Consider the following 23,716-nt stretch of genomic DNA (forward strand, 5'->3'; position numbering starts at 1 on the left):
AGCGCCTTGAGACGCTGGCTTTTCTGATCGGCTTATAGCCGTTGTACAAACCACCCGTTTTACGGGTGGTTATGATTATTGAATTTCATGTGGTGATTTTTTACCGTCCAGCACTGCAAGGGTGTCTTCGAGAGAAAAGTCGACCATGTTCTTTACGGCAAGGTTAGTGAAAAATGCGATGTGGGGAGTGAGGATAACGTTATCCATCGTGTGGAGTTCCTTGACTAACGGCGCGTCATCCAGTCCCTTGTTAGTCCGGTCGGTCATGACAACCTCATTTTCGCCTTCAAAGGTATCCAGGGCTGCAGCAGTGATCTCCTTGTTCTTTAAGGCGGCAACAAGGTCAGCGGTGTTAACTACGGGGCCCCGACTGGCATTCACTAGGCCAGCGCTTGCCTTCATGATTGCAAAATCCTGTGCAGTTAATAAGCCCTTTGAAGTTGGATTCAAATCAACGTGGAGGGAGACGACATCTGATCGCCGAAGTAATTCTTCCTTCGAAACGTATTCGACGGTTTCTTTCATTTCTTCACGTGGCTTGACATCGTAACCGATAACGGTAGCGCCAAGGGCATGGAGGAGTTTGGCGAGGACCCCACCAATTCGCCCAACACCAATAATCCCAATTGTTGCGGTGTGAATTTCGAGTGCCTGTTCGTCGCTGAACCAGCGGTAATCATTTTGAGCCACCTGACTATCAAAGCGGTATGACTTTCGTAAAAGACGGAAGATTTGCATCAAGGCGTGTTCAGCAACGCTTCTTGGGGAGTAAGCTGGAACATTGGTAACAACCAGGCCACTTTCGTGTGCTTTATCAATATCTACCATATCAAAGCCGGCAGTCCGGGTAGCGATTTGTTTAATGCCGTTTGCCTTTAGCTGGGTGTAGATATCATCTGGCAATTTACTCCGTTGCTGAATAACCAACCCGTCAACATCCTTAGTCAGTTCAACCGCATCATCAATTAACTTTGGAGTGGTAATAATTTCAACGTGGTGTTCCTTCGCAAATTCGTTAATTGCTGCTTGTTCGTCATCCCGAACACTGGTCATTAAAATTTTAGTCATTGTATTTCCTCCTCTAGGATTAGTCTGTCGCAATTTCATTTGCTGAGGATGATGAGCTGGATGGGAGTTTAACCAGGGCACCCGCAATGATAGCAATGATTGTTACTAAGAATGGGAAGAATGCCCATGGAATAAAGGCGAATGGGTTAATCTGAAGAGTAGTGGCGATGAAGACACCAGAAACACTCCATGGCACAATTGCATTGACGGCAGCCCCGGCGTCATTCAAGATCCGGGTAAAGTCTTCACGCTTCAAGCCTAATTTATCAGCTGCAGGAAGGAATGATTGTCCCGGTAAGATAATTGCGAGGTAGTGTTCACCGACCATCAAGTTAACTCCAATGCAAGTCAGAGCGGTAGCGAAAGTTAACCGACCAGGAGTCTTAACGATTCCTGCAAGGTGGTTGATGATTGTGCTGATGATGTTGAATTTAATTAACAAACCACCAAGAGCAAGGGCAAAAAGAATAAGGGCTAATGAGGTAAGCATACTGGAGATTCCTCCTTTAGAGAGGAGGGTGTCAATTGTCTTGTCACCAGTATGGGAAACAAACCCAGTCATGATCGTGTGCGTAATTGTTGAAATACTAGTGCTTGGGCTGTGAATCCAGCCGAGAAGAACAGCAAATAGGGAACCGAGACCGAGTGAAGGAATAGCGGGAACTTGGAAAATAGCAAGAATGATTAGGAGGAGGACCGGAAGCAATGCCCAACCTGAAATCCAGAAGCCGTTAGCGAGACCATTCATCATTTGGTGAACGGCGGCTAAGCTAACATTCTTAGAATTTAAGCCGAGGAAGGTGTAGAGGACGACGCAGATTGCCCAGGCAGGAATATCGGTTACCAAGAGGGCCTTGATGTGCTTGTAGATGCTAATGTCACCGACACTGGCTGCAAGGTTGGTTGTCCCGGAAAGTGGTGAAATGTTGGAACCGCAGAAGGCCCCGGAAACGATTACCCCAGCAGTCAGACCAGGATTGATGTGGAGGGTAGCACCGATACCAACGAAGGCAATTCCCATTGTGGAAACGGTCGTGAACGAACTCCCACAAGCAATCCCGACCAGAGTACAAACAATAAAGACGGTTGGTAAGAAGAATTTAACTGAAATAATTTCAAAGCCGAAGTACATGATTGTCGGAATTGTCCCGGAGAAAATCCAGGTAGCGATCAGAACCCCGATCGAGAGGAAAATAATCAGTGGATCGACACCGGCACGAAGGCCACTACGCATTCCGTCCATTACCGTTTGCCACTTGAAACCACGAAGGTGACCGTAGATGGCTAACAGGACAAAGGAAATGAAGAGTGGTGCCTGTGGTTCTTGGCGCTTAACGATAATCAAGTAACCAAGAATGCAGAGAATGACAGCAAGAATAAGTAAGCTTTCACCGAAGCTTAAGACGGGTTCTGGTTTATTAGTTGATTTTTTAAGTAATTTCATAATGGTTCTCCTTAATTTATATTGGGGATGGTGAAGGGGACTGAGGTGTTTTGATTGAGTTTCCTCGGGCTGATGTTCTAGGCTACCGAGTGCCCCGACCGCACGCTCGAGCCTAACTGTTCTAATGCAACTGAGTCAAAATGTTGGAGCGAACCAGAAATTGATTCATCAATTTCGTCTGTGAGCCCACGCAAGGATGAGTAGTTTTCTGGCTACCAACTTGTTGGTGACAGAAGCCACTCAGCTACCGCGCTTCGATTGAGTTGGTTCTAGGCAACCGAGTCAAAACGTGCTTCGCCCGATTTCCCTAGAGCTAGCAACCTCCTTCCTAGGCGCAAGACGCCTTCGTCAGGAGAAATTGCTAGCCTTCCGGAAACTCTTTGGGGCGAAGGCACTCTATAAGAAAAGCCCCAGCTAGATGACGTTCGTGGGTCAATCTAGTTGGGGCTCCCTGTAAAGAAATATAAAGTAAGGAAAAACACACCTTTGCTAGATTGGGGCACCTAGCAAAGGCCTCATTAAAAACAACCCTGCTTAGGCACGAACGTCAATGTCCGTACCTAAGCACAGACATTACGCAAAATAAGCATAGTTGCGATAATACTTGGTTGTAGTTAATGAGAAATGAGTCATTTTGAATGTTCCTTTCGTTTGATGATGTTTTTATTAAATCACTCTCATTTAAATTAATCAAGTTTTAATTTTAAAAAGTTGAATTTTAATTATTAGAGAAATGCAATCAAGCAGATTTTTCGTATTAATAATTGGGGACTGATTTCCCCAAATTAATGATGAGAGGTGACTTATGGATAAGGAAAAGTTAAACGAGTTATGGCAGAATGCAGGACTAACTAATGATTTCATCTTTAGCAAGGTGTTCTTGGATCCGCAGATTACTTTAGAATTGCTACGGCGGATTTTTCCAGAATTGATCATAAAAAAGGTGAAACTCCTTAATAGTCAGCAAGAATTAAAGAATGCACCAGATGCCAAGGGAGTGCGTTTTGATATTTATGTGGAAGATGAGCAGCATGACCGCTTTGATATTGAAATGCAACTTGTAAATCATCACAACCTCCCGCAACGGGCATGTTTTTACCAGGCTAATTTGGCAAGTAGTGCGTATGAAAAAGGAACGAACTATAGCCAAGCAAATGACTCTTACGTGATTTTCTTTTGCTGTTTTGATCCATTTGGCTTAGGAAACCAACAATATGAAGTCGAACGAGTAATCAGACAATACCCAAGTTATCCATACCGTGATGGTGAGAAAACAGTCTTCTTCAATGTCCCTAGTCTTCGCCATGAAGTAGGCCAAAGCTCCAGAATTTTCTTGATGTATTGGCTAACCGAAAAGTTGATACTGAAGATCAGTTTGTCGTAAAATTAAGGGAAAGAATCGCGTTTGTTAAGCAGGATCGGAAATAAAGGAAAGAGTATATGCAACGGACATTATACGAAATGGACATTGAAAATGATCGCAAACGAGCCGTCGAAGAAGGGAAATGTCAAGGATTACACCAAGGTTTAGAAGAAGGAAAGCAGCAAGGTATCGAACAAGGCGTCCAACAGGGACATCAACAGGGCCTTAATGATGAACGGTTAGCGTTAGTAAAAGACCTGATTAATAGTGGTCAAAGTAAGGAGCAGGCGCTTCAGTTCCTAACTCAAATTCGTAAGTTACCGGAAAATAAAGCAGAAAAGTATTATCACCAAGCTAAAAATAACGATTAGCCTAGTTAAAAACGAATAATATAGAATAAAAACAGGCCTCAAAGCGAGGTAAGACAGTAGTACCTCACACTGATCCAGTTCCAGAAAATTGCAAGACTCCAACAGGTAAGCCAATTGATGGTACTACTGATACAACTACTCAAACCGCCAAGATTTACCGTGATGCAATTTACGATGATGTCACTGGTAAGTTAACTAACTTGAGCGCTTGGTCAACTGGTAAGTGGGACGCTTACACTCCAGATCAAGTTCCTGGTTACCATACCGAAATCATGGAAGGGCAGACACCACTTAGTTCGATTGATGAACAAACGGTAACTGCTGCTACGCCATCAGTTGTGATTACTGTTACCTATGTTCCAGACTCAGTAACGCCACCGGTAACGGAAAACGCAACTGAAACAGTACGGTTCGTTGATCAAGCAACTGGTCAAACAGTTGGTAGTAAGGACTACTCCGGTAAGCTTAATCAAACTCTTCCGGTAAGCTTTGAACTTCCAGAAGGTTACAAGCTCGCCGAAGGTCAAGAGTTGCCAACTAAGATTACGATTAGTAATGGGGTAATTACCATTGAGGTTGTGGCTGATACTTCGACTAACCCAGATCAGCCAACTACTCCATCTCAACCGGATCAACCAGGTAAACCTGATAATCCAGGAAATCCAGGTCAACTAACTACTCCACCGCAACCAGCCCAACCTGGTGAAACGGGAGGACAACCGGTAAGTCCAGATGAGGATGGCAATGGTAATCCAGGTGAAAACGTTAATGTTCCAGTGGACAATAACCAAGTTCCTGGCCACATTGCTAACGATCAATCGCTTACTTCTCAAATCGCTCACCACGTTAACGGTACAAACAAGCAGGCTCACCAATGACCACAAACTGGTAATGGAGCAAACGAAAGGGCATCCACTCTTGGATTCCTCTTCGCCGGGCTCGCAAGCATCTTTGGCTTGACTGGACGCCGCAAGAAGAAGCATTAAAATTAGGAGAAGGTTGAGTTAATTCTCCTTCATAAAAATGACCCTCAGTGTTCATTAATTCGGACACTGGGGGTTGTTTTGTCTTAAAGATTAGCTTTTTTTAAAGAAGACGAGGATTACTCCTGAATTCACATATTCTTCATAGCCACCATGCTATAATTCCCCTACTAAAGCGCTGGTAACTTATTTGAAAATAAAATTTTAGAAAGAAGGGATGAATAGTGGCAATTTACATTCGGCGAGCACAGGAAAAAGATCTTACAGAAATTATCAGGTTAATTGAAGCTGGCAAGAAAGTACTAAATGACCGAGAAAACCCGCAATGGCAAGATGGACACCCAACTGTAGCGATGATGAAGGATGATATTGAACATGGCTATAGCTGGGTATTAATTGATGACAAGCAGGTTGTTGGGACAGCAGTTCTCCAACTGCGGGCTGAGCAAAATTACGCTGAAATCACGGATGGTCAATGGGCAAAGTCGGATGAACCGTATGCAATTATTCATCGTCTAACCATTGATCAAACAGCCGATAGTCAACATCTGGGTAAGTTCTTTCTATCAAATTTGATTACAGTTGGCTACCTTCAAGGTGTCCGCAATTTCCGTTACGACACTCACCTGAAGAATGTTTCAATGCAAAAGCTTGGTGAGGGAATGGGCTTTGTCCAACGAGGAACTGTTTACATTAAGGATGATACGGATCCAGAACACCTCGGCTATGAATTATGCCTTGAAGATGAGCAAGCAGTTGCGGAAGAATAACGAAAGGTGGAGAATCTAATGAGAAATTGGCAACGGAAATTATTCCGGTCTGCGGCAGCCTTGGTTGCCCAAACTGTCGCGACAAAGGTTGTATACCGTTTATTTAAGACTAAACCTGGTCGACGGTAAAAGAACCTAAGAGTGACTTCTAGTATTTCCTTGTAAATATTGGGAGTCACTTTTTATTATGAATTCACTGCCTGAAAAATTACCATTTTATCTCAGCAAAAATAGAGAAGTTTGATTATTTTGGTAATAAATATTGAGCATCTACCCTTTTAAATGTTATTAATAAAGGCAAACTTGTTGGTAGTTGCACTTTATTATTGGGAGGGCATTACTATAAAACATAATAGTAATAAAATTGTTGCTTTAGTTGCCGGACTGACAGCTGTTGCTTCAATGTTTAGTGTAACCACGGTAAACAAGTATTTTAATTAATTACACTTAGAATGGTAATTTTAACTTAAGTAAAAGGACCAGCGAATTTCGCTGGTCCTTTTATATTAACGATAGCTCTTTCGTTTAAGGTAAATGCTAATAAGAATTGCGAGAAAAAGCGAAAAGCCAAGAATAAGCCAGAAGCCCACGTGGCTATCCTTCCAGGGAAGACCACCAACGTTCATTCCCATAAATCCGGAAACTAGTGCAGCAGTGGCAATGACCAAGCCTGCTGAGTCAAGGAATTTCATGAGGTTGTTTAACCTCGAATTCATCATTTCTGTAAATAAACCACTAATTGAGTTAAGAAGATCACGAAAAATATGGATCACTTTAGTAAGGCGTCGTTGCTGGATCGCTAGTTTGGAGACTAGTGCCCCCACATTACTGGTATTGATTTGTGGATCGTTAAGAAAAGCTTCAATTGTTTCTACCTGGTCATTCATTGTGTGTTCAAAGAAGACCAATTTTCGGGTTAAGTTAGTTAGTTGTCGCAGCTCGTTGTTGCCAAATGAATTTTGTGCCGCAGCATCAAGCCGGTCGATAATTGGTTTATATGATGTTAAGGTAGCCATTAATTTATTCTGACATTGCAGAACGTACGCGGCAACAAACTCAATAATGTTGTTTTCCCTTCCAATTAATTCTTGATCTGGTCCTGCATTATTAGTACATATAATCAGGTGATCTCGATTAAAGATCATAATGACAGGGGTTAATTGTTCCTCGATTTTAGTTGCTTCTTCGATAAAATCATAAACTACTAAAAGATGGGCATCTGGTAAGAATTGACTAGTAATCTTGTGGTACCGTGAAACCTCTTCAGGTGAAGAATGGTAGGCAAAGGTAAGTGGGTCGAGATCGAAGGTACGGCAAACTTGTTCTAGTTCTCGCTGACTTGCCCGTGAGAGAAGAACCAAGTTGGAGTCCTGCAGTCGTTGAGTAGGCTCCTCTTTAGCTCCTTGAGAGGAAAAATGGTATTTTCTCAGCATGATTCACCTCCTGATAGTTACTTAAATTTTTGGTAAGCTAAATCTAACATATATGGACTTAAAGTGGGGGGAACGGGCTCAACCTTAACGGACATCTTAGTCGTTTAGGGAATCCTTTAACTTTTCTTCCTTCTTTTTATGATGAATGATTAATAATTATTCATTTTTTGTTGCATTTACAATAAAAGTCACTATAATGTAATTAGTAAGGAGATATTTATCATGATTGACATTTTGCGCGAAGTTGGGATGATCGAGCGAGCACTTGATTCAATCGCCAATAGAGAGTTTAAGCAGTTTAACTTATCGAATCTTCAGTTCCTCTACGTGGTGCGAATTTATGAGCATCCGGGGATCATTGCTGAGCAGCTTGCCAACTTGATAAAGGTCGATCGGACAACTCTTGCCCGTGCTGTTCGGCGGTTAGAGAAGCAAGGTTATGTTTACCGGGAAAATGATCCCGAGAACAAGAAGATCAAGCACCTCTACGTTACCGAAAAGGGGAAGGAGATTTATCCTTTCATTATGCGGGAAAATACTCACTCCAATGAGGTTGCCTTGAAGGGGTTCACCACCGAAGAAGCACAGCAGGTCCATGATTACTTAGTCCGGATCCGCCAGAATATTGATTCTGACTGGAATTTTGTAAAGCATGGTGGCAAAAGAGAATATTAATTAAAGGAGCGATTGAGATGGATCAAGTTACTGTTGATCAAGGCTTTTGGGATCTCTTCCCAGACGCCCAAGTAAATATTTTGTACGTTGATGGGATCGATAACCACGATAATGACGAGAACTTAGCTGAACGGCGTAAGCTACTTCACAACGCTACTGATGAAGCGCAAAAGTTCTTAACTAACGAAACATTTCGTTTAAACCCTGTTGTTGATCAATGGCGTAAAGCTTACCAACAATTTAAGAAGAAGAAGGGTGCCCGTGCATCAATCGAAGCATTATTAAAGCGGGTTGACCAAGGACGAACATTTGATCCAATTGATCCAATGGTTGATGTTTACAACAGTGTTTCCATGACTTACGGTGTTCCAGTTGGAATTGAAGACCGGGATAAGATTTCCGGTGACATGCACCTTGGGATTGCTAAGGGTGGCGAACCATTCCAACCAGTTGGTGCCGATAAGGATGAACCAGCTCTTGAAGGCGAAGTAATGTACTACGATAATGAAGGTGCAGTTTGCCGTTGCTTGAACTGGCGTGATGCCCAACGGACAATGTTGACCCAAGATTCTAAAAATATTGTGGCGGTTATTGAAGCCATTAATCCGGAACAAATCCAACGGGCTAACGAAGCAATGGACGAATTATCGAAGCTTATCCAACACTACTTCAAGGTTGAACCTAGCCAAGTCTTCCACCTTACTAAGGACAACCCAACAGCAGTAGTGCCAAAGTAAAAAATAAATGATACAAGGGAGTGAGACAGAACTAGCTTGCTAGTTCGTTTTTCGACGCGAAGCTAGCCTCTGGAAACCCCCGCAAGCACAAAGAGGGCTCTAGTGTTCGGATTTTCCGAACACTAGAGCCCCTTTGTGTACTGCGCTGTAGTATTTTTAACTGTGTAAATAATTTATGTCACAGCCCCTTCTTATTTTTAAAAGATGACTGGTGATGAAGGACTCTCAGCCTGACGCTCTTTCTGGTATAATCAATTTAGTAATATTGCACTGGATTTATTAAGGAGTGGTATTGATGGAGTACGCAGGAAAATCACCAGAATTATGGGCAGCAATTAAAAATGAAGAACAGCGTCAACAAGAGACGATTGAGTTGATTGCTTCTGAAAATATTGTTTCCAAGGAAGTGCGTGAAGCTCAGGGTTCCGTTTTAACCAATAAGTATGCCGAAGGGTACCCGGGTAAGCGTTACTATGGTGGGTGCCAATACATCGATCAAGTCGAACAGTTGGCAATTGACTATGCCAAAAAGCTATTTGGTGCCGAATACGCAAATGTGCAACCACATTCTGGTTCACAGGCTAATATGGCGGTCTACCAAGCTCTCCTCAAGCCCGGCGATAAGATCCTTGGAATGGGGATGGATGCTGGGGGACACCTAACCCATGGTGCCAAGGTTAATTTTTCCGGCAAGGTTTACGAATCTTACAGTTATGGACTAAATCCAGAAACAGAAGAGCTGGACTTTGATCAGATCGAACAACTCGCCCTTGAGATTAATCCAAGTCTGATCATCGCGGGGGCTTCAGCCTACAGCCGGATTATTGATTGGCAAAAGTTCCGTGAGATTGCGGATGAAGTTGGTGCATACTTGATGGTCGACATGGCCCATATTGCTGGACTTGTCGCTACTGGTGCTCACCCAAATCCAGTCCCGATTGCGGATGTTGTCACGACTACTACCCACAAGACATTGCGTGGTCCGCGTGGTGGAATGATCCTTTCTAAGTCACCAGAAATTGGTAAAAAGATTAATTCGGCCCTCTTCCCTGGAACCCAGGGTGGCCCACTAGAACATGTAATTGCCGGGAAAGCTCAAGCATTTTATGAGGATCTTCAGCCACAATTTACCGATTACATTAACCAGGTAGTTAAGAATGCTGCTGCCATGGCTGATGAATTTAATCAGTCAGAGAATATTCGAGTTGTTTCTGGCGGAACTGAAAATCACCTTCTAGTAATTGATATTACGAAGACTGGGATCACCGGTAAGGATGCCCAAGATCTATTAGATGAAGTCCATATTACAACCAATAAGGAATCAATCCCTAATGATCAACGGAGTCCATTTGTTACTAGTGGATTGCGGATCGGAACACCAGCTGTTACTAGTCGGGGATTTAAAGAAGATGATGTGCGGCAAGTAGCCGATTTGATCATTAAGTTATTGAATAATGCTGATGACGAAGCGGTTAAGGCAGAAGTTGCTAAGCAGGTTCATGAATTAACCAGTAAGCACCCAATTACCGAATAAGTGAGTTGAGCTTATTCGTGATTTGCATAGGTAATAATAAAAAGAAAGCATTTTCATTTATGGCTCTTCTTTCCTATAATAAAGGGGAATGTTAAAAACGAAGGGAGTCTGCATAATGAAAAAGGCATTTTTTGCTAAAGCAGGACAGATGGAACTAAAGGACGTCGAAAAGCCGAGGATTCAGGCTGCTGATGACGTAATTTTGAAGATTGTTCGGACATGTGTTTGTGGTTCCGACCTTTGGTACTTCCGGGGAATTAACCCAGTTAAGGGTGGCGAAGAGAATTCTGGTCACGAAGCCTTGGCAATCGTTGAAGAAGTTGGGGATGACATCACAACTGTTAAGCCGGGTGACTTTGTGATTGCACCATTTACTCATGGTTGTGGGCACTGTACCGCATGTCGGGCAGGCTTTGATAGCCATACCGACAACTTCAGTAATGGTGTTCAGGGAGAATATTACCGGTTCGCTCATGGTCAATGGTCACTAGTTAAGGTTCCTGGTCAACCAAGTGATTACAGTGAAGGGATGTTGAAGTCACTGTTAACTCTTGCTGACGTAATGGCTACTGGTTACCATGCTGCTCGAGTAGCTAACGTTAAAGCAGGTGATACCGTTGTTGTAATGGGTGACGGTGCTGTTGGTCTCTGTGCAATTATTGCCGCTAAGATGCGGGGCGCTAAGAAGATTATTTCTACCAGTCGCCACGCCGATCGTAAAGCTTTAGCTAAGGAATTTGGTGCAACTGATAATGTTGCTGAACGTGGGGACGAAGCCGTAAAGAAGATCATGGAATTAACCCATGGTGCTGGTGCTGACGCCGTTCTTGAATGCGTTGGAACTGAACAATCTACTGACACTGCAATGAAGGTTGGTCGCCCAGGCGCAATTGTTGGTCGGGTTGGCTTGCCTCATACTCCAAAGCAAGACATGACCACACCATTCTACAAGAACACCATTGTTGCCGGTGGTCCTGCATCCGTGACTACTTATGACAAGGCAGTTCTTCTTAAGGCAGCCCTTGATGGTGAAATTAACCCTGGAAAAGTCTTTACCGAGACCTTTACCCTTGATCAAATTCAAGAAGCTTACCAAGCAATGGCTGACCGTCAAGTTATTAAGTCATATGTGGTAATAGATTAAGCTGAAATCAATCTTTCTAAATCGCCCTTTACCTCGTCAAAGCGTTATTCTTGACGAAATGAAGGACGATTTTTATATTGTAGACGAAGAGAGAAAGGAGGGTGGTCGATGCGTCGTTACTTTTTGATTCTCCTGGCCATTTTTACAGTAGGTATAGTTAGTCAACCGGTATTGGCAGATGATGGTTCATCATTACCGACAAACTATTTTAGTCAAGACGCTGAAGATAATAGTACAAGTGATTTCAGCTTTAATGATCCTAACCAGACGCCAAGTACTAAGAAATTAGCGATTCCTCGTGATACACCGACACCTCTTGAAGGAGTTCGGTGGCGAAAGAAGACGATCAGGATTTATATGCGGACGACTGATCTCCACTTGAAGAATGCATTTCGGAATGCGGTCAAGAAGTGGAACAAAGTTAAAGCAATCAAAATCAAGTGGACAAAAGATGAGGATAAGGCGAACATCATTGCAGCAGATGGCGATCTTTCAGCTAATAGTTCTACAAATAACGGAGTCGGGTACCAAACCGCGCAATTAGGTGAAACGAAGACTGAGTACAATCCAGATACTCATGAACTTCATAAGGCAACTTCAATTCTGGATCCGTACCAGTTAGATTACACAAATCCTAATTTTCGGAGTGAAGTTGCGCAACACGAATTGGGGCATGCCTTAGGATTAGCCCATGCTCCAGAGTACGAACATAGTGTGATGGTGTCACGAAATATCCGTACCGGGATTACTAAAAATGACCGGAAGAGTATTCAGTTACTTTACCAGTAGTTTTGTGTTGACAAACGTAAACAATGATTTACAATATAATTAAAGATTACAAGCGTAAACGATAAAAGTGGAGGAAGTTATTATGACACAAATCATTGTTTTAATTATCGCTGTTGCTTTAATTCTTGGTATTATTTGGTGGTTCTTTGGTAAGCACGCGGAAAGTAGTGAGACTGCAAAGGTTAATGATCAACACCAAACAGCAACGGTTGTCGTTCATGGTGGTTACTCACCAGAAAAGGTTGTCCTGAAGAAGGGAATTCCAGCAACCGTTAACTTTGAAATGAAGGATGGGACTGCTTGCTTATCTCACGTTGTTTTCAGTAAGTTAGGAATCGATAAGGATTTGACGAAGAAGCCAGTAACGTCAATCAATATCCCAACTGATAAGGCGGGTGAATACAACTTTGCTTGTGGGATGGACATGTTCCACGGAAAGGTGGTTGTTAAGTGATGAAACTATCTAGTATCCAACGCTTTTGGATTTCATTTATCTTAACCATCCCGATGATTATCCAAATGCTCGCAATGCCATTTCATTGGATGATGCCGGGATATAATTGGATTGCGTTTGTTACCACTACGCTAGTAATGCTGATTGCGGCATTGCCTTATTGGACAAGTGGCTGGATGGCATTTAAAAATCATCATGCCAATATGAATACTTTGGTTGCGATTGGTACAGGAATTGCTTACTTTTACAGTATCTTTGCGATGGCAACTGGACGCGAAGTCTACTTTGAGAGTGCTGATTTTATTGCGGTCTTTGTATTGCTCGGTGACACAATGGAAGAACGGATGCATAATAACGCTTCGAATGCCTTAAAAAAGCTATTAGACTTGCAAGTAAAAGAAGCGGACGTTCTCCGGGATGGTAAATTTGTCCAGGTCCCACTAAGCCAGGTGAAGAAAGGTGACATCATCCGGGTTAAGCCGGGGCAAAAGATTCCGGTTGATGGTGTTGTTACTAAGGGAACAACAACGGTTAATGAGTCAATGGTGACTGGTGAAAGTATGCCAGTAAGGAAGAAGGTTGGCGACACCGTTATTGGTTCGACAATTAATGGTGATGGGGCAATTGAGTTTAAAGCTACCAAGGTTGGCAATGAAACTGTCCTTGCCCAAATTGTTGAAATGGTTAAGAAGGCCCAAACCAGCCATGCACCAATTCAAAACCTGACCGACCGAATTTCAGGTATTTTTGTTCCAGCTGTTTTGATTATTGCAATTATCACCTTTGTTGTTTGGTTCGTCTTTCTTGGTGCTAGTGCGGTTAATGCGATGCTGTTCGCGGTGGCAGTTATCGTGATCGCCTGTCCATGTGCACTTGGGTTGGCAACCCCAACTGCTTTGATGGTTGGAACAAGTCGCGCAGCCAAGATGGGTGTTTTGATTAAGGACGGTCAAGCACTTGAGGAGATCAATGCAGTTAAGACAATTGCTTTTGATAAGACCGGGACAATTACTGTCGGCAAGCCAGTTGTTACTGATGTTGTTGGTGATCAAACACAGACGCTACAAGTTGCGGGAAGTTTGGAATCGTCATCTGAACACCCGCTTGCTAAGGCAGTTGCTGAGAAGAGTGAAGAGGATCAGGTCAAGCTCCTTCCGGTTACTGACTTTAAGGCAGTAGAAGGCCAGGGAGTAACTGCAAAGGTTGATGGTCAAAAGGCGTTTGTCGGCAGCTTGAAGTTAGCGGAAGATACCCAAATACCGCAAGAATTTAAGGAGCAAGCAAGTAAACTCCAGAATGAAGCTAAGACAGTAGTTTATGTTGGCCTTGGAAATAAGGTTATTGGTCTGATTGCAATTCAGGATACGCCAAAGAAGAGTTCAGCAACCGCAATTGCCCAATTAAAGGCTCGAGGATTGCGGACGGTAATGATTACTGGTGATAATGAGCAAGTTGCTAAGGCGATCGCTAAGCAAGTCGGCATTGATGATGTAATCGCTGGGGTAATGCCAAATCAAAAGTCAGCGGTCATTGAATCATTGCAAAAGGATGGTCAAAAAGTGGCATTTGTCGGTGATGGGATCAATGATGCGCCTGCTTTAACAACCGCAGATGTTGGGATTGCAATGGGCTCAGGAACTGATATTGCGATTGAGTCAGGAAGCATTGTGTTAGTTCATAATGATTTGCGCGGGGTCGTTCGGGCATTATCAATTAGTCAGAAGACCTTTAACCGGATTAAACTCAACCTTTTCTGGGCATTAATCTACAACGTTATCGGGATCCCGATTGCTGCTGGTGTCTTTGTTGGTTTTGGCTTAACGTTAAGTCCAGAAATTGCGGCACTTGCAATGGCATTTAGTTCCGTTTCTGTTGTAACTTCTTCATTGCTACTAAATTGGACGAAAATAGAAGACGCTGGCGACTAATTTTTAATTTTGGCTAACTTGGTGAGATAGGTGTGATACAATAAGAATCGAATGCTTTATGAGCAAAGTTACGAACGAAGCCGTGAAAACGGGATCAATACGATCCTGGATCATACTCTCACTGTGAGAGCGTAGTTCAAAAATATCATGAAGGAGTTTTTAGTTATGATTCAAACAATCGATCTGAAAAAAGGGATGGTTTTTGAACGCGGTGGCAAGTTGCTCCGGGTTCTCCAAATCAACCACCACAAGCCAGGTAAGGGTAACACTTTGATGCAAATGGACATCCAAGACGTACGGACTGGTTCCATTGTGCACACTACTATGCGTCCATCCGAAAAGGTTGAACAAGTTAACGTTGATAAGCGTCAAGCTCAATACCTTTACGACCAAGGTGATTCTTCCGTATTCATGGACATGGAAAACTATGATCAATACGAAGTTTCTGCTGATCAATTAGGTGACGACAAGAAGTACTTGGTTGAAAACATGAAGGTTACTGTTAACTTCGTTGATGGTGAAATCGTTGGTATCGAATTGCCAACCACTGTTGAACTTGAAGTTGCTGATACCCAACCAATGATCAAGGGTGCCACTATTGATGGTGGTGGTAAGCCAGCTACTATGACTACTGGTTTAGTTGTTAACGTTCCTGCATTTATCAAGAACGGTGACAAGTTAATCATCAACACCACCGATGGCTCCTACAAGTCACGGGCATAATTAGAGTGCCTTCGCTCCAAAGAGTTTCCGAAAGGCTAGCAATTTCTCCTGACGAAGGCGTCTTGCGCCTAAGAAGGAGGTTGCTAGCTCTAGGAAACTCGAGCGAAGCATGTTTCGGCAATGCTGCCGAGAACACAAAAGAGGTCGACAAAAATATTTTGTCGACCTCTTTTATTATCCTCTTTATTGGATCTTCATTTATTCAGAAAGTTGGGGATTCGGTTTCAGAAAATCTATTCAGTGAGTTATTTATTTAATTCATTTTGGAATTTTTTCAGCCAGTTTGTTAATGCTTCACTTAGACTATTGTAGGTATCTTGAAATTTATGGGTAATCCACGGATCAACAATGTAGTGGTCTGCTTTACCAGGAGTGGCTTCGTATATTCCATGAACTTTTTTGGCTAGTCCTGCTGGTGCCATGGCTTTAGCATCAGCAACGTTCATTTGATCCATTGCAATAATGTAATCAGCATCGTAATAATCTTGGAGGCTAAGTTGACGAGCAATCATTCCGTCATCTTGAATGTTATGCTGATCTAAAATGGCTTTTGTCCTGCTATCTGCTGGAGAACCTTCAGCGATGTTACTTGTTCCAGCTGAATCAACTGTAATTTGATTACTTAAACCAGCTTCAGTGACCATTTGTTTAAACATTGCTTCAGCCATCGGTGAACGACAAATATTACCGAGACAAACAAAAATTACTTTCATCTTGGCACCTCATCTTTATTGAAGATCAGGGTTAATCTTAATCACTGGTTTGATTACTTCACCCTTGGCGGAGTCATTGAATGCTTGATTAATGTTTTCAAAGTCGTATGTTTTGATTAACTTGTCAAACGGGAAACGACCTTCTTGATAGTACTTTACAAGTTGGGGGATGAATGATTGTGGTTGACTATCCCCTTCAACCACACCAGAAAGCTTCTTGGATTCCAATAGAAGATCGTTCATCAGGTTAAGCTTAATCTCACCACCAACACCGACAAGGACACATTCGCCAGCTGGGGCAAGAGAGTGAATTCCAGAAAGGATTACTCCAGAATTACCAATGGTGTCGATAACATAAGTAACTCCACGTGGCACGGCTTTACGAATTGCTTCTTCAGTATCTTCAACTGAATTATCAATTACTTCGGTTGCACCAAGTTCACGGGCAAGATCAAGGTGGTTACCATTTCGGTTAACGGCAATGATGTGTTTCATGTTGGCAACCTTAGCAGCCATTACAGCAGAAAGGCCAACTGCACCAACACCAAGGATTGCAATTGTGTCTTCTGGTTTTGGCTTCAGGTAGTTAAGGACAGTTCCAGCTCCAGTTTGAATTCCACAACCGAGTGGTCCCAAAAGGTTGATATCAACGTTTGAGTCAACCTTTACCACGTTATGTTCATCAGCAACAACGTGATCTGCAAATGATGATTGGCCGAAGAAGGTGCTGATATCTTGACCGTCTGGCATGTGAAGACGGTGGGAGCCGTCATAGTTAATCCCGGAGAAATTTAATTCATTAAAATGTTCACACATCCCTGGGTGACCGTGTTCACAATTATAACAATGACCACAGTAACTAAATGAGAGGACGACATGATCCCTGGGCTGAACACTTGTAACGTTTTTACCAACCTTCTCGACAACACCGGCACCTTCATGGCCTAATGCAACGGGAAGGGGAGTAGTTGCACCATCACGTCCAATAGCATCCGTATGGCAGCCCTTCCTCAAGAGATTAATACCTTTATCAGCGAAGAAGGGGTGGAGCATTTAGTATCGGATGTGATGCTGGGAAGCCTTGATTGTGCAATTATTTTAGATAACTATGGCTTTAATTATGATTATTCCAAAATGGGGCTGGAAGCAATACCGATCCACCAGGATAAGATGGTGATGGGAATTAGCGAACGCCTTGGCCAACAAGAAAAGATTGACTTGGGGTTAATTAAGAAAATGCCGGTTGCTTATTATAGCAATGAAGATTCAGTTTACCTCAAGCATGCTTTTATTAATAGTTTACGAGGGGTAGTAAAGCCGTTAGAAGTTTTACGGGTTAATTCGTACGAGCAATTGCAGTTATTAGTTGGCTCTGGGCAGGCGCTTTCTTTTTATCCCCAAAAATTAATTCAGTGTTTACAGCGTCCGGTAGAACGTATTGATTACTTACCATTAAAGACTAATGCCGAACAGAACTGTGAGTTCAAACTAATCTATAAACGAGTATCAAAGGCTCCGGGATTAAAATTAGTTAGAGATTATTTTCAGGAGAATTGACTTCGAACGAATGTTCTTGTACCCTAGTAGGGTTAGGAGGAACGGAAAATGGAGAAGTTGGTTACTTTAACCTATCAGCGACGAATTGCAATTTTAAGCCAATTAACTGCTGAGCAGGTAGCAGCATTGAATGAATTTACCCGCTATGCTTTGTTATCTCAGTTTCATACGTGGCATTATTTAAAGAATACTGATTGGGAATTTGCCGGCCTGGTCATCGATCCGTATTATGAACGGGCTAGTAGTCACCGTGGAGAAAATCTATATTGCGACTGCGGGCGACGGTTAAAGAACCAATTCATCCTTCGTTCTAGGTCATCCGGGAGACAGTTAAAATTAGGAATTACCCATTTTCAACAGCACGCTAGTATTCCGGAGAAGGTCGCTAAGGAGATTCAAGCTGGAGTTAACGAAATTCACTTATACATGGATAGCATTTTACAGCGCTATGTTGCTGGACACTCATTTCCCCATGCTGCATTTGATTATGCGGTTAAACATGGTGGCTTTACTAACCGTGAAAGTACGATCCTATACCAACGTTGTCAGTTATTTGCAAACGTTGACTTACCGCTTTACCAAACCGATGAATTAGCGTTACGACAACTAGTCCGTGAATTAAAAAATGGCACTCGTCCTCGATTAACCAGAAAGCAAATTCTGCAGTTAAAAGAAACAATCGCAACAGATTGGCGACAACTTGAGCAACAGTTGACGTTAATTCAATTTCAATTAAGTGAAGCTGGTGTGACAGGTCAAGATCTTCACCGGATTAAAAGTAACGGGATTAACTATGCTCTCCAGCGGCGGAAGAGTCGTTTCTTAATTCACCAGTGGAAGGAGATCACTGACCTAACCTTAAATAAGGCCCGTGCTCAACTCGCAATTAAGTTACGTGAGTTAGCCTTTTACGCCTTAATATTAGGGGATGAAGAAAAATTCAGCTTGCAACAAACACAAATTTGTCAATCTTTAGCAGCTCATCATATTAGCGTTAAGGGATCCCGGTCATTCGGTGTCCGTGAAGCACAGAAGATTATTGAAGAACTTTCCGATGCTAGTTAGGGCGTGTAAAATAAACATAGAAATTAAAAGATTGATTGGGGCAAGTTAATGATGACAGAAAACTTTTTTGCGATTAGTAATGGCCAACCACTTAATGATGTAACACCTTTAGTAGCTCATCATTTATTGGTGGTCGGCCAAACGGGTAGTGGGAAAACAACGACGACGTTATCATTACTCGACCAATTACAACATGCCAATTACACGACGATTATCCTTGATCCGACAGGTGAATACTCAAAACTCCCCAATTCGGTTACCTATAAGCTAGGTGAAAATGCTTATCTAGAGGCTAGCCGGTTAAGTGCTCACCAACTGCGTGAAGCACTCCAGATTCAGGGAAATCAGCTTTTAAATGATAAATTAGCGCAAGCTGTGGATGCATTACGGATCCAACAGAACCTGGTTCAATCAAAGCAACCTTACGTTAAAATTGGGGTTCCGATTGCAACTTATCAAAAACAACTTGCAAGGCTAAGTGATTGGTCACGCTCTTTTGCCCCCCAGAACTTAGCTGCCCAGTTAATTGAGGAGTTTGTGGTTCCATTTGCTGACGAACGTGCTGATTACTCCCTTCTTGGCCAACAGTATGATCGGCAAACAATTAACCATGAATGGAATCTGATTGCGACCCTCCGCCAGCGCTTAGCAAGTGATGCTTTTCGAATGCTTTTTGATCCCGATCCACATCCGGGACTGTTTAAGACAGAATTAAACTTTGTCATTAAGATGTTTCTTGAGCACCGGAGCAGCCACCGGACGTTAGTAATTGATCTTTCAGCATTAAAACGATACGAAGAGAGTCAACGAGTAGTTATTTCGTTACTACTCAAGAACCTTTTGACGGCACGTTTACAAAAGCCAAATAACTTCCCGGTAAATATTGTCCTGGATGAGGCTCACCGGTACTTACCAAAGGATGAACATCAATTAGCCGATAACGGGATTTTTCAGATTCTTCGTGAAGGGCGAAAAGTTGGCTTATCAATGACATTGACAACCCAGTCACCCCTTGATCTTCCCGCTCGCTTACGGTCGCAGTTCGCTAACCTCTTATTGCACCACATGACGAGTCCGGAAGAACTATCCAGTTTAGCCATTGCGGATGAGGTGAATTTGAGTAAAATTAGTAAGCTTTCAACTGGTGAGGCGTTGCTCTTGCTAGCCAATGAGTCACAGAAGAAGATTAAAGTTAACCTGCCAAAATGGTGGGATAAGCAAGCATGATAGGAATGAAGAAATGAAAGTACAAAAACAAGGACCGACACCATTTGTAAAGTGGGTCGGTGGGAAACGCCAATTATTAACAGAATTAGAACAATACTACCCACAAAACTTTCACCGTTACTTTGAACCCTTTATCGGTGGGGGCGCTAATTTGCTGAATCTCTTACCAAAGAGTGCCGTGATTAACGACTTTAATGAAGAACTAGTGAATGCTTGGCAAGTAGTTAAGGACCAGCCAGATGAATTAATTAATTTAATTGAACAGCATGCTAGTAATGATAGTAAGGAATACTATTTGGATATTCGCTTAGCCGACCGTGATGGGCGTCTTTCCCAAATGTCTCCAGTTGAACGTGCTGCCCGCTTTATTTACCTAAATAAGGCAGGATTTAACGGCCTGTGGCGGGTTAATTCTAAGGGACAGAATAATGTTCCCTATGGTGCCCATAAGGCTGTTAATGTCCCAGTTGATGCAATCCGTAATGATCACCAATACTTAGCCAGCAACGATGTTAAAATCCTTCAGGGTGATTATCGGGATGCAGTGGTAGAAGCTAAAGAAAATGATTTCGTTTATTTTGATCCGCCATACATTCCTGTGAACCAGACTGCAGCATTTACTAGTTACACGAAGAATGGTTTTGGTTTAGCACAACAGGAGGAGTTACGTGACTTAGCCCTAGAATTAGCTAACCGTGGTGTCAAAGTGATGCTATCTAATTCTGATGTGCCATTGATTGAACAACTTTACACTGATCAGCAATTCCACATTTACCACGTTCAAGCACGCCGTAGTGTTAATTCAAAGGGGAATAAGCGTGGTAAAGTTGGCGAGGTAATTATTACAACTTATGGAGAAAAGTAATGATAGAGAACGGTACTGGTGGGGCTAATACTAACCGTAATGGCCTTACTTTTGAAAAACAGACTGATTTAGCACAACATTTAAAAAATGATTTTAATGGAAGGTATGTATTAGCAGAATACCCAATTGAAGATAAGAATATGGTTAAAAAAGCTGCAAAGGATCATCGCTTCCTGGTACACGATCAACTTAATGATGAGGATATTGGTGTCATAACGAAGCAATTTCAGTTCTATAACGTATTAAAACAGGTCTATGGAATTAAAAACATTCACCATAAATTCTGGAAACCGGATGAGGCTTTCTTTAATTTTAAACGGCGAACGGTCTTTATCGTGGAGAAAAAATACCAAAATGGTTCTGGATCCGTAGATGAAAAATTATTTGGCTTTAACGCTAAAAGAGTGCTTTATCAAGAGCTATTTAACCGTCAAATGAACGAACCAGTTGTTCCGGTTGAGTTTATTGCAATGTTTAACCGTTCATGGTGGCTAGATGGCCAGACTTTAGATAAAAATACCGGTAAGGTAAGAAAACAGCAATCAGTTGATTATCATGATTACTTTGATAGCTTACGGAATAATGGTGTCCGAATCATGTTTGATCGCTATGAGGACTGGTTTTTAGGCTTAAGTGATTGAATGATCAAAATAATAATTTATAAATAAAATAGGACAAAATTATCATTTTATGGTATAACTAATTATGGATTGTTTTATCCAATTAATTACTTTGAATCACAAAAAGGGTGACGATGTTTTAAATCGTCGCCCTTTTTGTTTTAAATTATTAATGTTTATAGGCAGTTGAATGAAGTTAATGATAGTATAGAAAACAGGTTGAATTATTTTGGGTGGTGGTAGTTAGTGATTGAAATTTTTAACCATAAATATTCGTTTCCAAAGATCTTAACTTGGGGATTTTTAACCATTATTTTTATGGGGACGATCTTGTTATCTTTGCCGATTGCAACGCGCTCTGGCTATAGCTGTGATTTTATGACAGCTATTTTTACTTCCACTAGTGCAACCTGTGTAACGGGGTTAACGTTGGTCACGACAGCAGCCTATTGGTCATTCTTTGGTCAAGTAGTAATTATGATCTTGATGGAAGTTGGTGGACTGGGGTTCATGACGTTTGCGGTCATGATGTCCCTACTAATTCATCAACGAATGAGAATGTCGACCCGTCTATTGACACAGGAAGCATTAAACTTAGAACACCTTTCTCAATTGAATGTGGTGAACCTGATTATTCGGTTATCAATTATTATTCAAATTGCGGGAATGGGTCTGCTATTTATTGATTTTTATCCACGCTATGGCTTAAAGAAGGGATTATGGTTTAGTATCTTCCATTCAATCTCAGCCTTTTGCAATGCGGGCTTTGATTTGACTGGTAATAGTTTAGAGGATTACGCTAATGATCCATACATGTTAACGGTAATGGCAATTCTAATCATTGCTGGTTCGTTTGGCTTCTTGGTTTGGCAAGATCTCTTACGTTATCCCAAACGCCACCGTCTCTCACTCCACACCCACCTTGTTTTAAGGACAGGTGCAGTAATCTTTTTGATCTCACTGGTTGTTTATTTCCTTACTGAACATAACTTAAGTCAGTTTAGCGGTGAACTATCCTATCCTAAACGTTTAATTAACACTGTCTTTATGGCAATTACGCCGCGAACCGCTGGATTGATTACTGTTCCCTACACGAAACTTAGTGCTGCGGGAATTAGCACAACGATTATTTTAATGTTTATTGGTGGTGCTCCGGGATCAACAGCCGGGGGGATCAAGACAACAACGATTGGGTTATTAACGCTACAGAGTATTGCGACACTACGGGGACAACGTGAGACAACGTTTGCTCATCGGCGGTTTACTGATAAGAATGTCTTTCGGGCTTTAACCTTGTTGTTTGTTGCATTTGCCATCTTGATGGTTGCAATATTAATATTAGTCGAAACTCAAGCACTTCCACGGCATGATTCATTAACTTATGTTACGTTTGAAGCAACGGCAGCTTTTGGGACAACGGGAATTTCCCTCGGAATTACGCCAAGTTTAAACTTTATTGGCAAAATAATTATCATGTTCCTAATGTTTATTGGCCGGGTAGGAATCTACACCGTAATGTATTCAATTCTGAACGCCCAGCCTAAGCAACGAGAATACAGGTATCCAAAGGAGGGTGTCTTAATTGGTTAAGCGTGAGAGCTATGCTGTGATCGGTTTGGGACAGTTTGGTTCATCTATTTGTGAATCACTTGTTCAGGCGGGTCAAGAAGTCCTGACCATTGATAATAACGAAGAGGTAATTAACGAATATTCTGACTCAGTAATGAGAGCGGTGATTGCGGATGCCCAGGATGAAGATGTTCTTCGTGATCTAGATATTGGTAGTTTCGACCATATTTATGTATCGATTGGGAAAAACGTTGAAGCAAGTATTATGGTAACGCTGATCGCTAAGGAACTTGGGGCTAAGGATGTGATTTGTCGGGCTGAAAATGCCAATCACGCTCGGGTCCTAGAGAAAATTGGGGCAGATCAAGTTGTCCGGCCTGAGCATGATCTAGCAAAGCGACTGGTTTTCCAGCAGTTAAACCCTGGTGTTGTTGACTATGTTCAACTTAGCAAGGAAGTGACACTGGCTGAGGTAAACATTAACAATCCAAAGTTTTTCGGGAAGACTCTTGATGAACTTGACTTCCGCAATCGCTATAATGTCAATGTGATTATTATCGTGGACGCAAATGACCAGGTTAACCAAATGCCCCAAGCAAATGACGTCATCAAGCCACACGATAAGGTGACTGTCGTTGGTGACCTAAAAGATATTAAAAAGCTCAATAGTATTGTGGCTTGATA

General features: G+C 42.2%; 24 protein-coding genes and 1 pseudogene. 20 read left to right on the plus strand and 5 right to left on the minus strand.

Translation table 11 applies throughout. The features are described 5' to 3' along the window. Window positions 1-75 precede the first annotated feature (75 nt). Window positions 76-1,068, minus strand: a complete 993-nt coding sequence (locus H9564_RS07480) for a D-2-hydroxyacid dehydrogenase (RefSeq protein WP_191684881.1) — start codon at window positions 1,066-1,068, stop codon at window positions 76-78. Between the two features lie 19 nt (window positions 1,069-1,087). Further along, entirely contained in the window at window positions 1,088-2,512 is a 1,425-nt protein-coding gene (locus tag H9564_RS07485) for a Na+/H+ antiporter NhaC family protein (protein WP_191684882.1), read from the minus strand. Between the two features lie 805 nt (window positions 2,513-3,317). Between H9564_RS07485 and H9564_RS09185 the strand changes: the two genes are divergently transcribed. From H9564_RS09185 to H9564_RS07505, 5 genes and pseudogenes are all read left to right on the plus strand, one after another. After that, window positions 3,318-3,896: an Rpn family recombination-promoting nuclease/putative transposase gene (locus H9564_RS09185; RefSeq protein ID WP_225209611.1), complete on the plus strand. Its 579-nt coding sequence runs from the start codon at window positions 3,318-3,320 to the stop codon at window positions 3,894-3,896. Between the two features lie 56 nt (window positions 3,897-3,952). Next, window positions 3,953-4,246, plus strand: a complete 294-nt coding sequence (locus H9564_RS09190) for a hypothetical protein (RefSeq protein WP_225209612.1) — start codon at window positions 3,953-3,955, stop codon at window positions 4,244-4,246. Between the two features lie 113 nt (window positions 4,247-4,359). Beyond that, window positions 4,360-5,124, plus strand: a complete 765-nt coding sequence (locus tag H9564_RS07495; protein WP_191684906.1) for a mucin-binding protein — start codon at window positions 4,360-4,362, stop codon at window positions 5,122-5,124. Between the two features lie 12 nt (window positions 5,125-5,136). Continuing rightward, window positions 5,137-5,232: pseudogene (locus tag H9564_RS09360) on the plus strand (LPXTG cell wall anchor domain-containing protein); the annotation flags it as partial. A gap of 221 nt (window positions 5,233-5,453) precedes the next feature. Further along, on the plus strand, window positions 5,454-5,999 hold the full coding sequence (locus H9564_RS07505) for a GNAT family N-acetyltransferase (RefSeq protein ID WP_191684883.1): 546 nt from the start codon (window positions 5,454-5,456) through the stop codon (window positions 5,997-5,999). Between the two features lie 506 nt (window positions 6,000-6,505). Here H9564_RS07505 and H9564_RS07510 read toward each other — a convergent pair. After that, a complete protein-coding gene (locus H9564_RS07510) occupies window positions 6,506-7,432 on the minus strand; it encodes a magnesium transporter CorA family protein (RefSeq protein ID WP_191684884.1) in 927 nt (308 codons plus the stop codon). Window positions 7,433-7,654: 222 nt separating this feature from the next. Between H9564_RS07510 and H9564_RS07515 the strand changes: the two genes are divergently transcribed. From H9564_RS07515 to efp, 8 genes are all read left to right on the plus strand, one after another. Next, window positions 7,655-8,107, plus strand: coding sequence for a MarR family winged helix-turn-helix transcriptional regulator (locus H9564_RS07515; RefSeq protein WP_191684885.1), 453 nt, complete (start codon window positions 7,655-7,657; stop codon window positions 8,105-8,107). A gap of 17 nt (window positions 8,108-8,124) precedes the next feature. After that, complete coding sequence (locus H9564_RS07520) at window positions 8,125-8,844, plus strand: B3/B4 domain-containing protein (RefSeq protein ID WP_191684886.1); 720 nt, start codon at window positions 8,125-8,127, stop codon at window positions 8,842-8,844. A 295-nt stretch (window positions 8,845-9,139) separates the two neighbouring features. Then, window positions 9,140-10,378: a serine hydroxymethyltransferase gene (glyA, locus tag H9564_RS07525; protein ID WP_191684887.1), complete on the plus strand. Its 1,239-nt coding sequence runs from the start codon at window positions 9,140-9,142 to the stop codon at window positions 10,376-10,378. A 115-nt stretch (window positions 10,379-10,493) separates the two neighbouring features. Continuing rightward, the gene (locus tag H9564_RS07530) at window positions 10,494-11,522 is read left to right on the plus strand and encodes a zinc-binding dehydrogenase (protein ID WP_191684888.1); all 1,029 of its coding nucleotides are present in this window, start codon (window positions 10,494-10,496) and stop codon (window positions 11,520-11,522) included. 108 nt (window positions 11,523-11,630) lie between these two features. After that, on the plus strand, window positions 11,631-12,311 hold the full coding sequence (locus tag H9564_RS07535; RefSeq protein WP_191684889.1) for a matrixin family metalloprotease: 681 nt from the start codon (window positions 11,631-11,633) through the stop codon (window positions 12,309-12,311). Window positions 12,312-12,393: 82 nt separating this feature from the next. Beyond that, window positions 12,394-12,765, plus strand: coding sequence for a cupredoxin domain-containing protein (locus tag H9564_RS07540; RefSeq protein WP_191684890.1), 372 nt, complete (start codon window positions 12,394-12,396; stop codon window positions 12,763-12,765). Then, on the plus strand, window positions 12,765-14,693 hold the full coding sequence (locus H9564_RS07545) for a copper-translocating P-type ATPase (protein WP_191684907.1): 1,929 nt from the start codon (window positions 12,765-12,767) through the stop codon (window positions 14,691-14,693). Before H9564_RS07540 ends, H9564_RS07545 begins: the two co-directional genes overlap by 1 nt. A gap of 165 nt (window positions 14,694-14,858) precedes the next feature. Then, the gene (gene efp / locus H9564_RS07550; RefSeq protein ID WP_182580814.1) at window positions 14,859-15,416 is read left to right on the plus strand and encodes an elongation factor P; all 558 of its coding nucleotides are present in this window, start codon (window positions 14,859-14,861) and stop codon (window positions 15,414-15,416) included. Window positions 15,417-15,661: 245 nt separating this feature from the next. Here efp and H9564_RS07555 read toward each other — a convergent pair whose 3' ends face one another. Continuing rightward, complete coding sequence (locus H9564_RS07555) at window positions 15,662-16,129, minus strand: low molecular weight protein-tyrosine-phosphatase (RefSeq protein ID WP_191684891.1); 468 nt, start codon at window positions 16,127-16,129, stop codon at window positions 15,662-15,664. 15 nt (window positions 16,130-16,144) lie between these two features. Then, window positions 16,145-17,143 carry an NAD(P)-dependent alcohol dehydrogenase gene (locus H9564_RS07560; RefSeq protein ID WP_225209613.1) on the minus strand — a complete coding sequence of 333 codons (999 nt, stop codon included), beginning with the start codon at window positions 17,141-17,143 and terminating at the stop codon, window positions 16,145-16,147. On the opposite strand from H9564_RS07560, the gene H9564_RS07565 reads away from it, so the two are divergent. The 7 genes from H9564_RS07565 to H9564_RS07595 all read left to right on the plus strand — a co-directional run bounded on the left by H9564_RS07565 (window position 17,126) and on the right by H9564_RS07595 (window position 23,714). Continuing rightward, entirely contained in the window at window positions 17,126-17,686 is a 561-nt protein-coding gene (locus tag H9564_RS07565) for a LysR substrate-binding domain-containing protein (protein WP_404804692.1), read from the plus strand. The genes H9564_RS07560 and H9564_RS07565 overlap by 18 nt on opposite strands. A 48-nt stretch (window positions 17,687-17,734) precedes the next feature. Then, window positions 17,735-18,751 (plus strand): hypothetical protein, encoded by a 1,017-nt coding sequence (locus H9564_RS07570; RefSeq protein ID WP_191684894.1) that lies wholly within the window; start codon window positions 17,735-17,737, stop codon window positions 18,749-18,751. Between the two features lie 48 nt (window positions 18,752-18,799). Beyond that, a complete protein-coding gene (locus H9564_RS07575) occupies window positions 18,800-19,978 on the plus strand; it encodes an ATP-binding protein (RefSeq protein ID WP_225209614.1) in 1,179 nt (392 codons plus the stop codon). Between the two features lie 13 nt (window positions 19,979-19,991). Then, window positions 19,992-20,843 carry a DNA adenine methylase gene (locus H9564_RS07580; protein WP_191684895.1) on the plus strand — a complete coding sequence of 284 codons (852 nt, stop codon included), beginning with the start codon at window positions 19,992-19,994 and terminating at the stop codon, window positions 20,841-20,843. After that, window positions 20,843-21,484, plus strand: a complete 642-nt coding sequence (locus H9564_RS07585) for a PD-(D/E)XK nuclease superfamily protein (protein ID WP_191684896.1) — start codon at window positions 20,843-20,845, stop codon at window positions 21,482-21,484. Before H9564_RS07580 ends, H9564_RS07585 begins: the two co-directional genes overlap by 1 nt. A 225-nt stretch (window positions 21,485-21,709) precedes the next feature. Next, window positions 21,710-23,053 (plus strand): TrkH family potassium uptake protein, encoded by a 1,344-nt coding sequence (locus H9564_RS07590; RefSeq protein WP_191684897.1) that lies wholly within the window; start codon window positions 21,710-21,712, stop codon window positions 23,051-23,053. Continuing rightward, on the plus strand, window positions 23,046-23,714 hold the full coding sequence (locus H9564_RS07595) for a potassium channel family protein (RefSeq protein ID WP_191684898.1): 669 nt from the start codon (window positions 23,046-23,048) through the stop codon (window positions 23,712-23,714). The genes H9564_RS07590 and H9564_RS07595 overlap by 8 nt, the downstream gene beginning before the upstream one ends. The last annotated feature ends 2 nt before the right edge of the window (window positions 23,715-23,716 follow it).

The sequence above is a fragment of the Limosilactobacillus avistercoris genome (assembly GCF_014836425.1).
Taxonomy (GTDB): domain Bacteria; phylum Bacillota; class Bacilli; order Lactobacillales; family Lactobacillaceae; genus Limosilactobacillus; species Limosilactobacillus agrestimuris.

Excerpts from the sequence above, each read along its gene's own strand:
- H9564_RS07545 (WP_191684907.1), top strand. The coding sequence starts at position 12,765 with ATGAAACTATCTAGTATCCAACGCTTTTGGATTTCATTTATCTTAACC.
- H9564_RS07580 (WP_191684895.1), top strand. The coding sequence starts at position 19,992 with ATGAAAGTACAAAAACAAGGACCGACACCATTTGTAAAGTGGGTCGGT.
- H9564_RS07585 (WP_191684896.1), top strand. The coding sequence starts at position 20,843 with ATGATAGAGAACGGTACTGGTGGGGCTAATACTAACCGTAATGGCCTT.
- H9564_RS07535 (WP_191684889.1), top strand. The coding sequence starts at position 11,631 with ATGCGTCGTTACTTTTTGATTCTCCTGGCCATTTTTACAGTAGGTATA.
- H9564_RS07555 (WP_191684891.1), bottom strand. The coding sequence starts at position 16,129 with ATGAAAGTAATTTTTGTTTGTCTCGGTAATATTTGTCGTTCACCGATG.
- H9564_RS07520 (WP_191684886.1), top strand. The coding sequence starts at position 8,125 with ATGGATCAAGTTACTGTTGATCAAGGCTTTTGGGATCTCTTCCCAGAC.
- glyA (WP_191684887.1), top strand. The coding sequence starts at position 9,140 with ATGGAGTACGCAGGAAAATCACCAGAATTATGGGCAGCAATTAAAAAT.
- H9564_RS07530 (WP_191684888.1), top strand. The coding sequence starts at position 10,494 with ATGAAAAAGGCATTTTTTGCTAAAGCAGGACAGATGGAACTAAAGGAC.
- H9564_RS07480 (WP_191684881.1), bottom strand. The coding sequence starts at position 1,068 with ATGACTAAAATTTTAATGACCAGTGTTCGGGATGACGAACAAGCAGCA.
- H9564_RS07540 (WP_191684890.1), top strand. The coding sequence starts at position 12,394 with ATGACACAAATCATTGTTTTAATTATCGCTGTTGCTTTAATTCTTGGT.
- H9564_RS07515 (WP_191684885.1), top strand. The coding sequence starts at position 7,655 with ATGATTGACATTTTGCGCGAAGTTGGGATGATCGAGCGAGCACTTGAT.
- H9564_RS09190 (WP_225209612.1), top strand. The coding sequence starts at position 3,953 with ATGCAACGGACATTATACGAAATGGACATTGAAAATGATCGCAAACGA.
- H9564_RS09185 (WP_225209611.1), top strand. The coding sequence starts at position 3,318 with ATGGATAAGGAAAAGTTAAACGAGTTATGGCAGAATGCAGGACTAACT.
- H9564_RS07570 (WP_191684894.1), top strand. The coding sequence starts at position 17,735 with ATGGAGAAGTTGGTTACTTTAACCTATCAGCGACGAATTGCAATTTTA.
- efp (WP_182580814.1), top strand. The coding sequence starts at position 14,859 with ATGATTCAAACAATCGATCTGAAAAAAGGGATGGTTTTTGAACGCGGT.
- H9564_RS07485 (WP_191684882.1), bottom strand. The coding sequence starts at position 2,512 with ATGAAATTACTTAAAAAATCAACTAATAAACCAGAACCCGTCTTAAGC.
- H9564_RS07510 (WP_191684884.1), bottom strand. The coding sequence starts at position 7,432 with ATGCTGAGAAAATACCATTTTTCCTCTCAAGGAGCTAAAGAGGAGCCT.
- H9564_RS07575 (WP_225209614.1), top strand. The coding sequence starts at position 18,800 with ATGATGACAGAAAACTTTTTTGCGATTAGTAATGGCCAACCACTTAAT.
- H9564_RS07565 (WP_404804692.1), top strand. The coding sequence starts at position 17,126 with ATGGCAGCCCTTCCTCAAGAGATTAATACCTTTATCAGCGAAGAAGGG.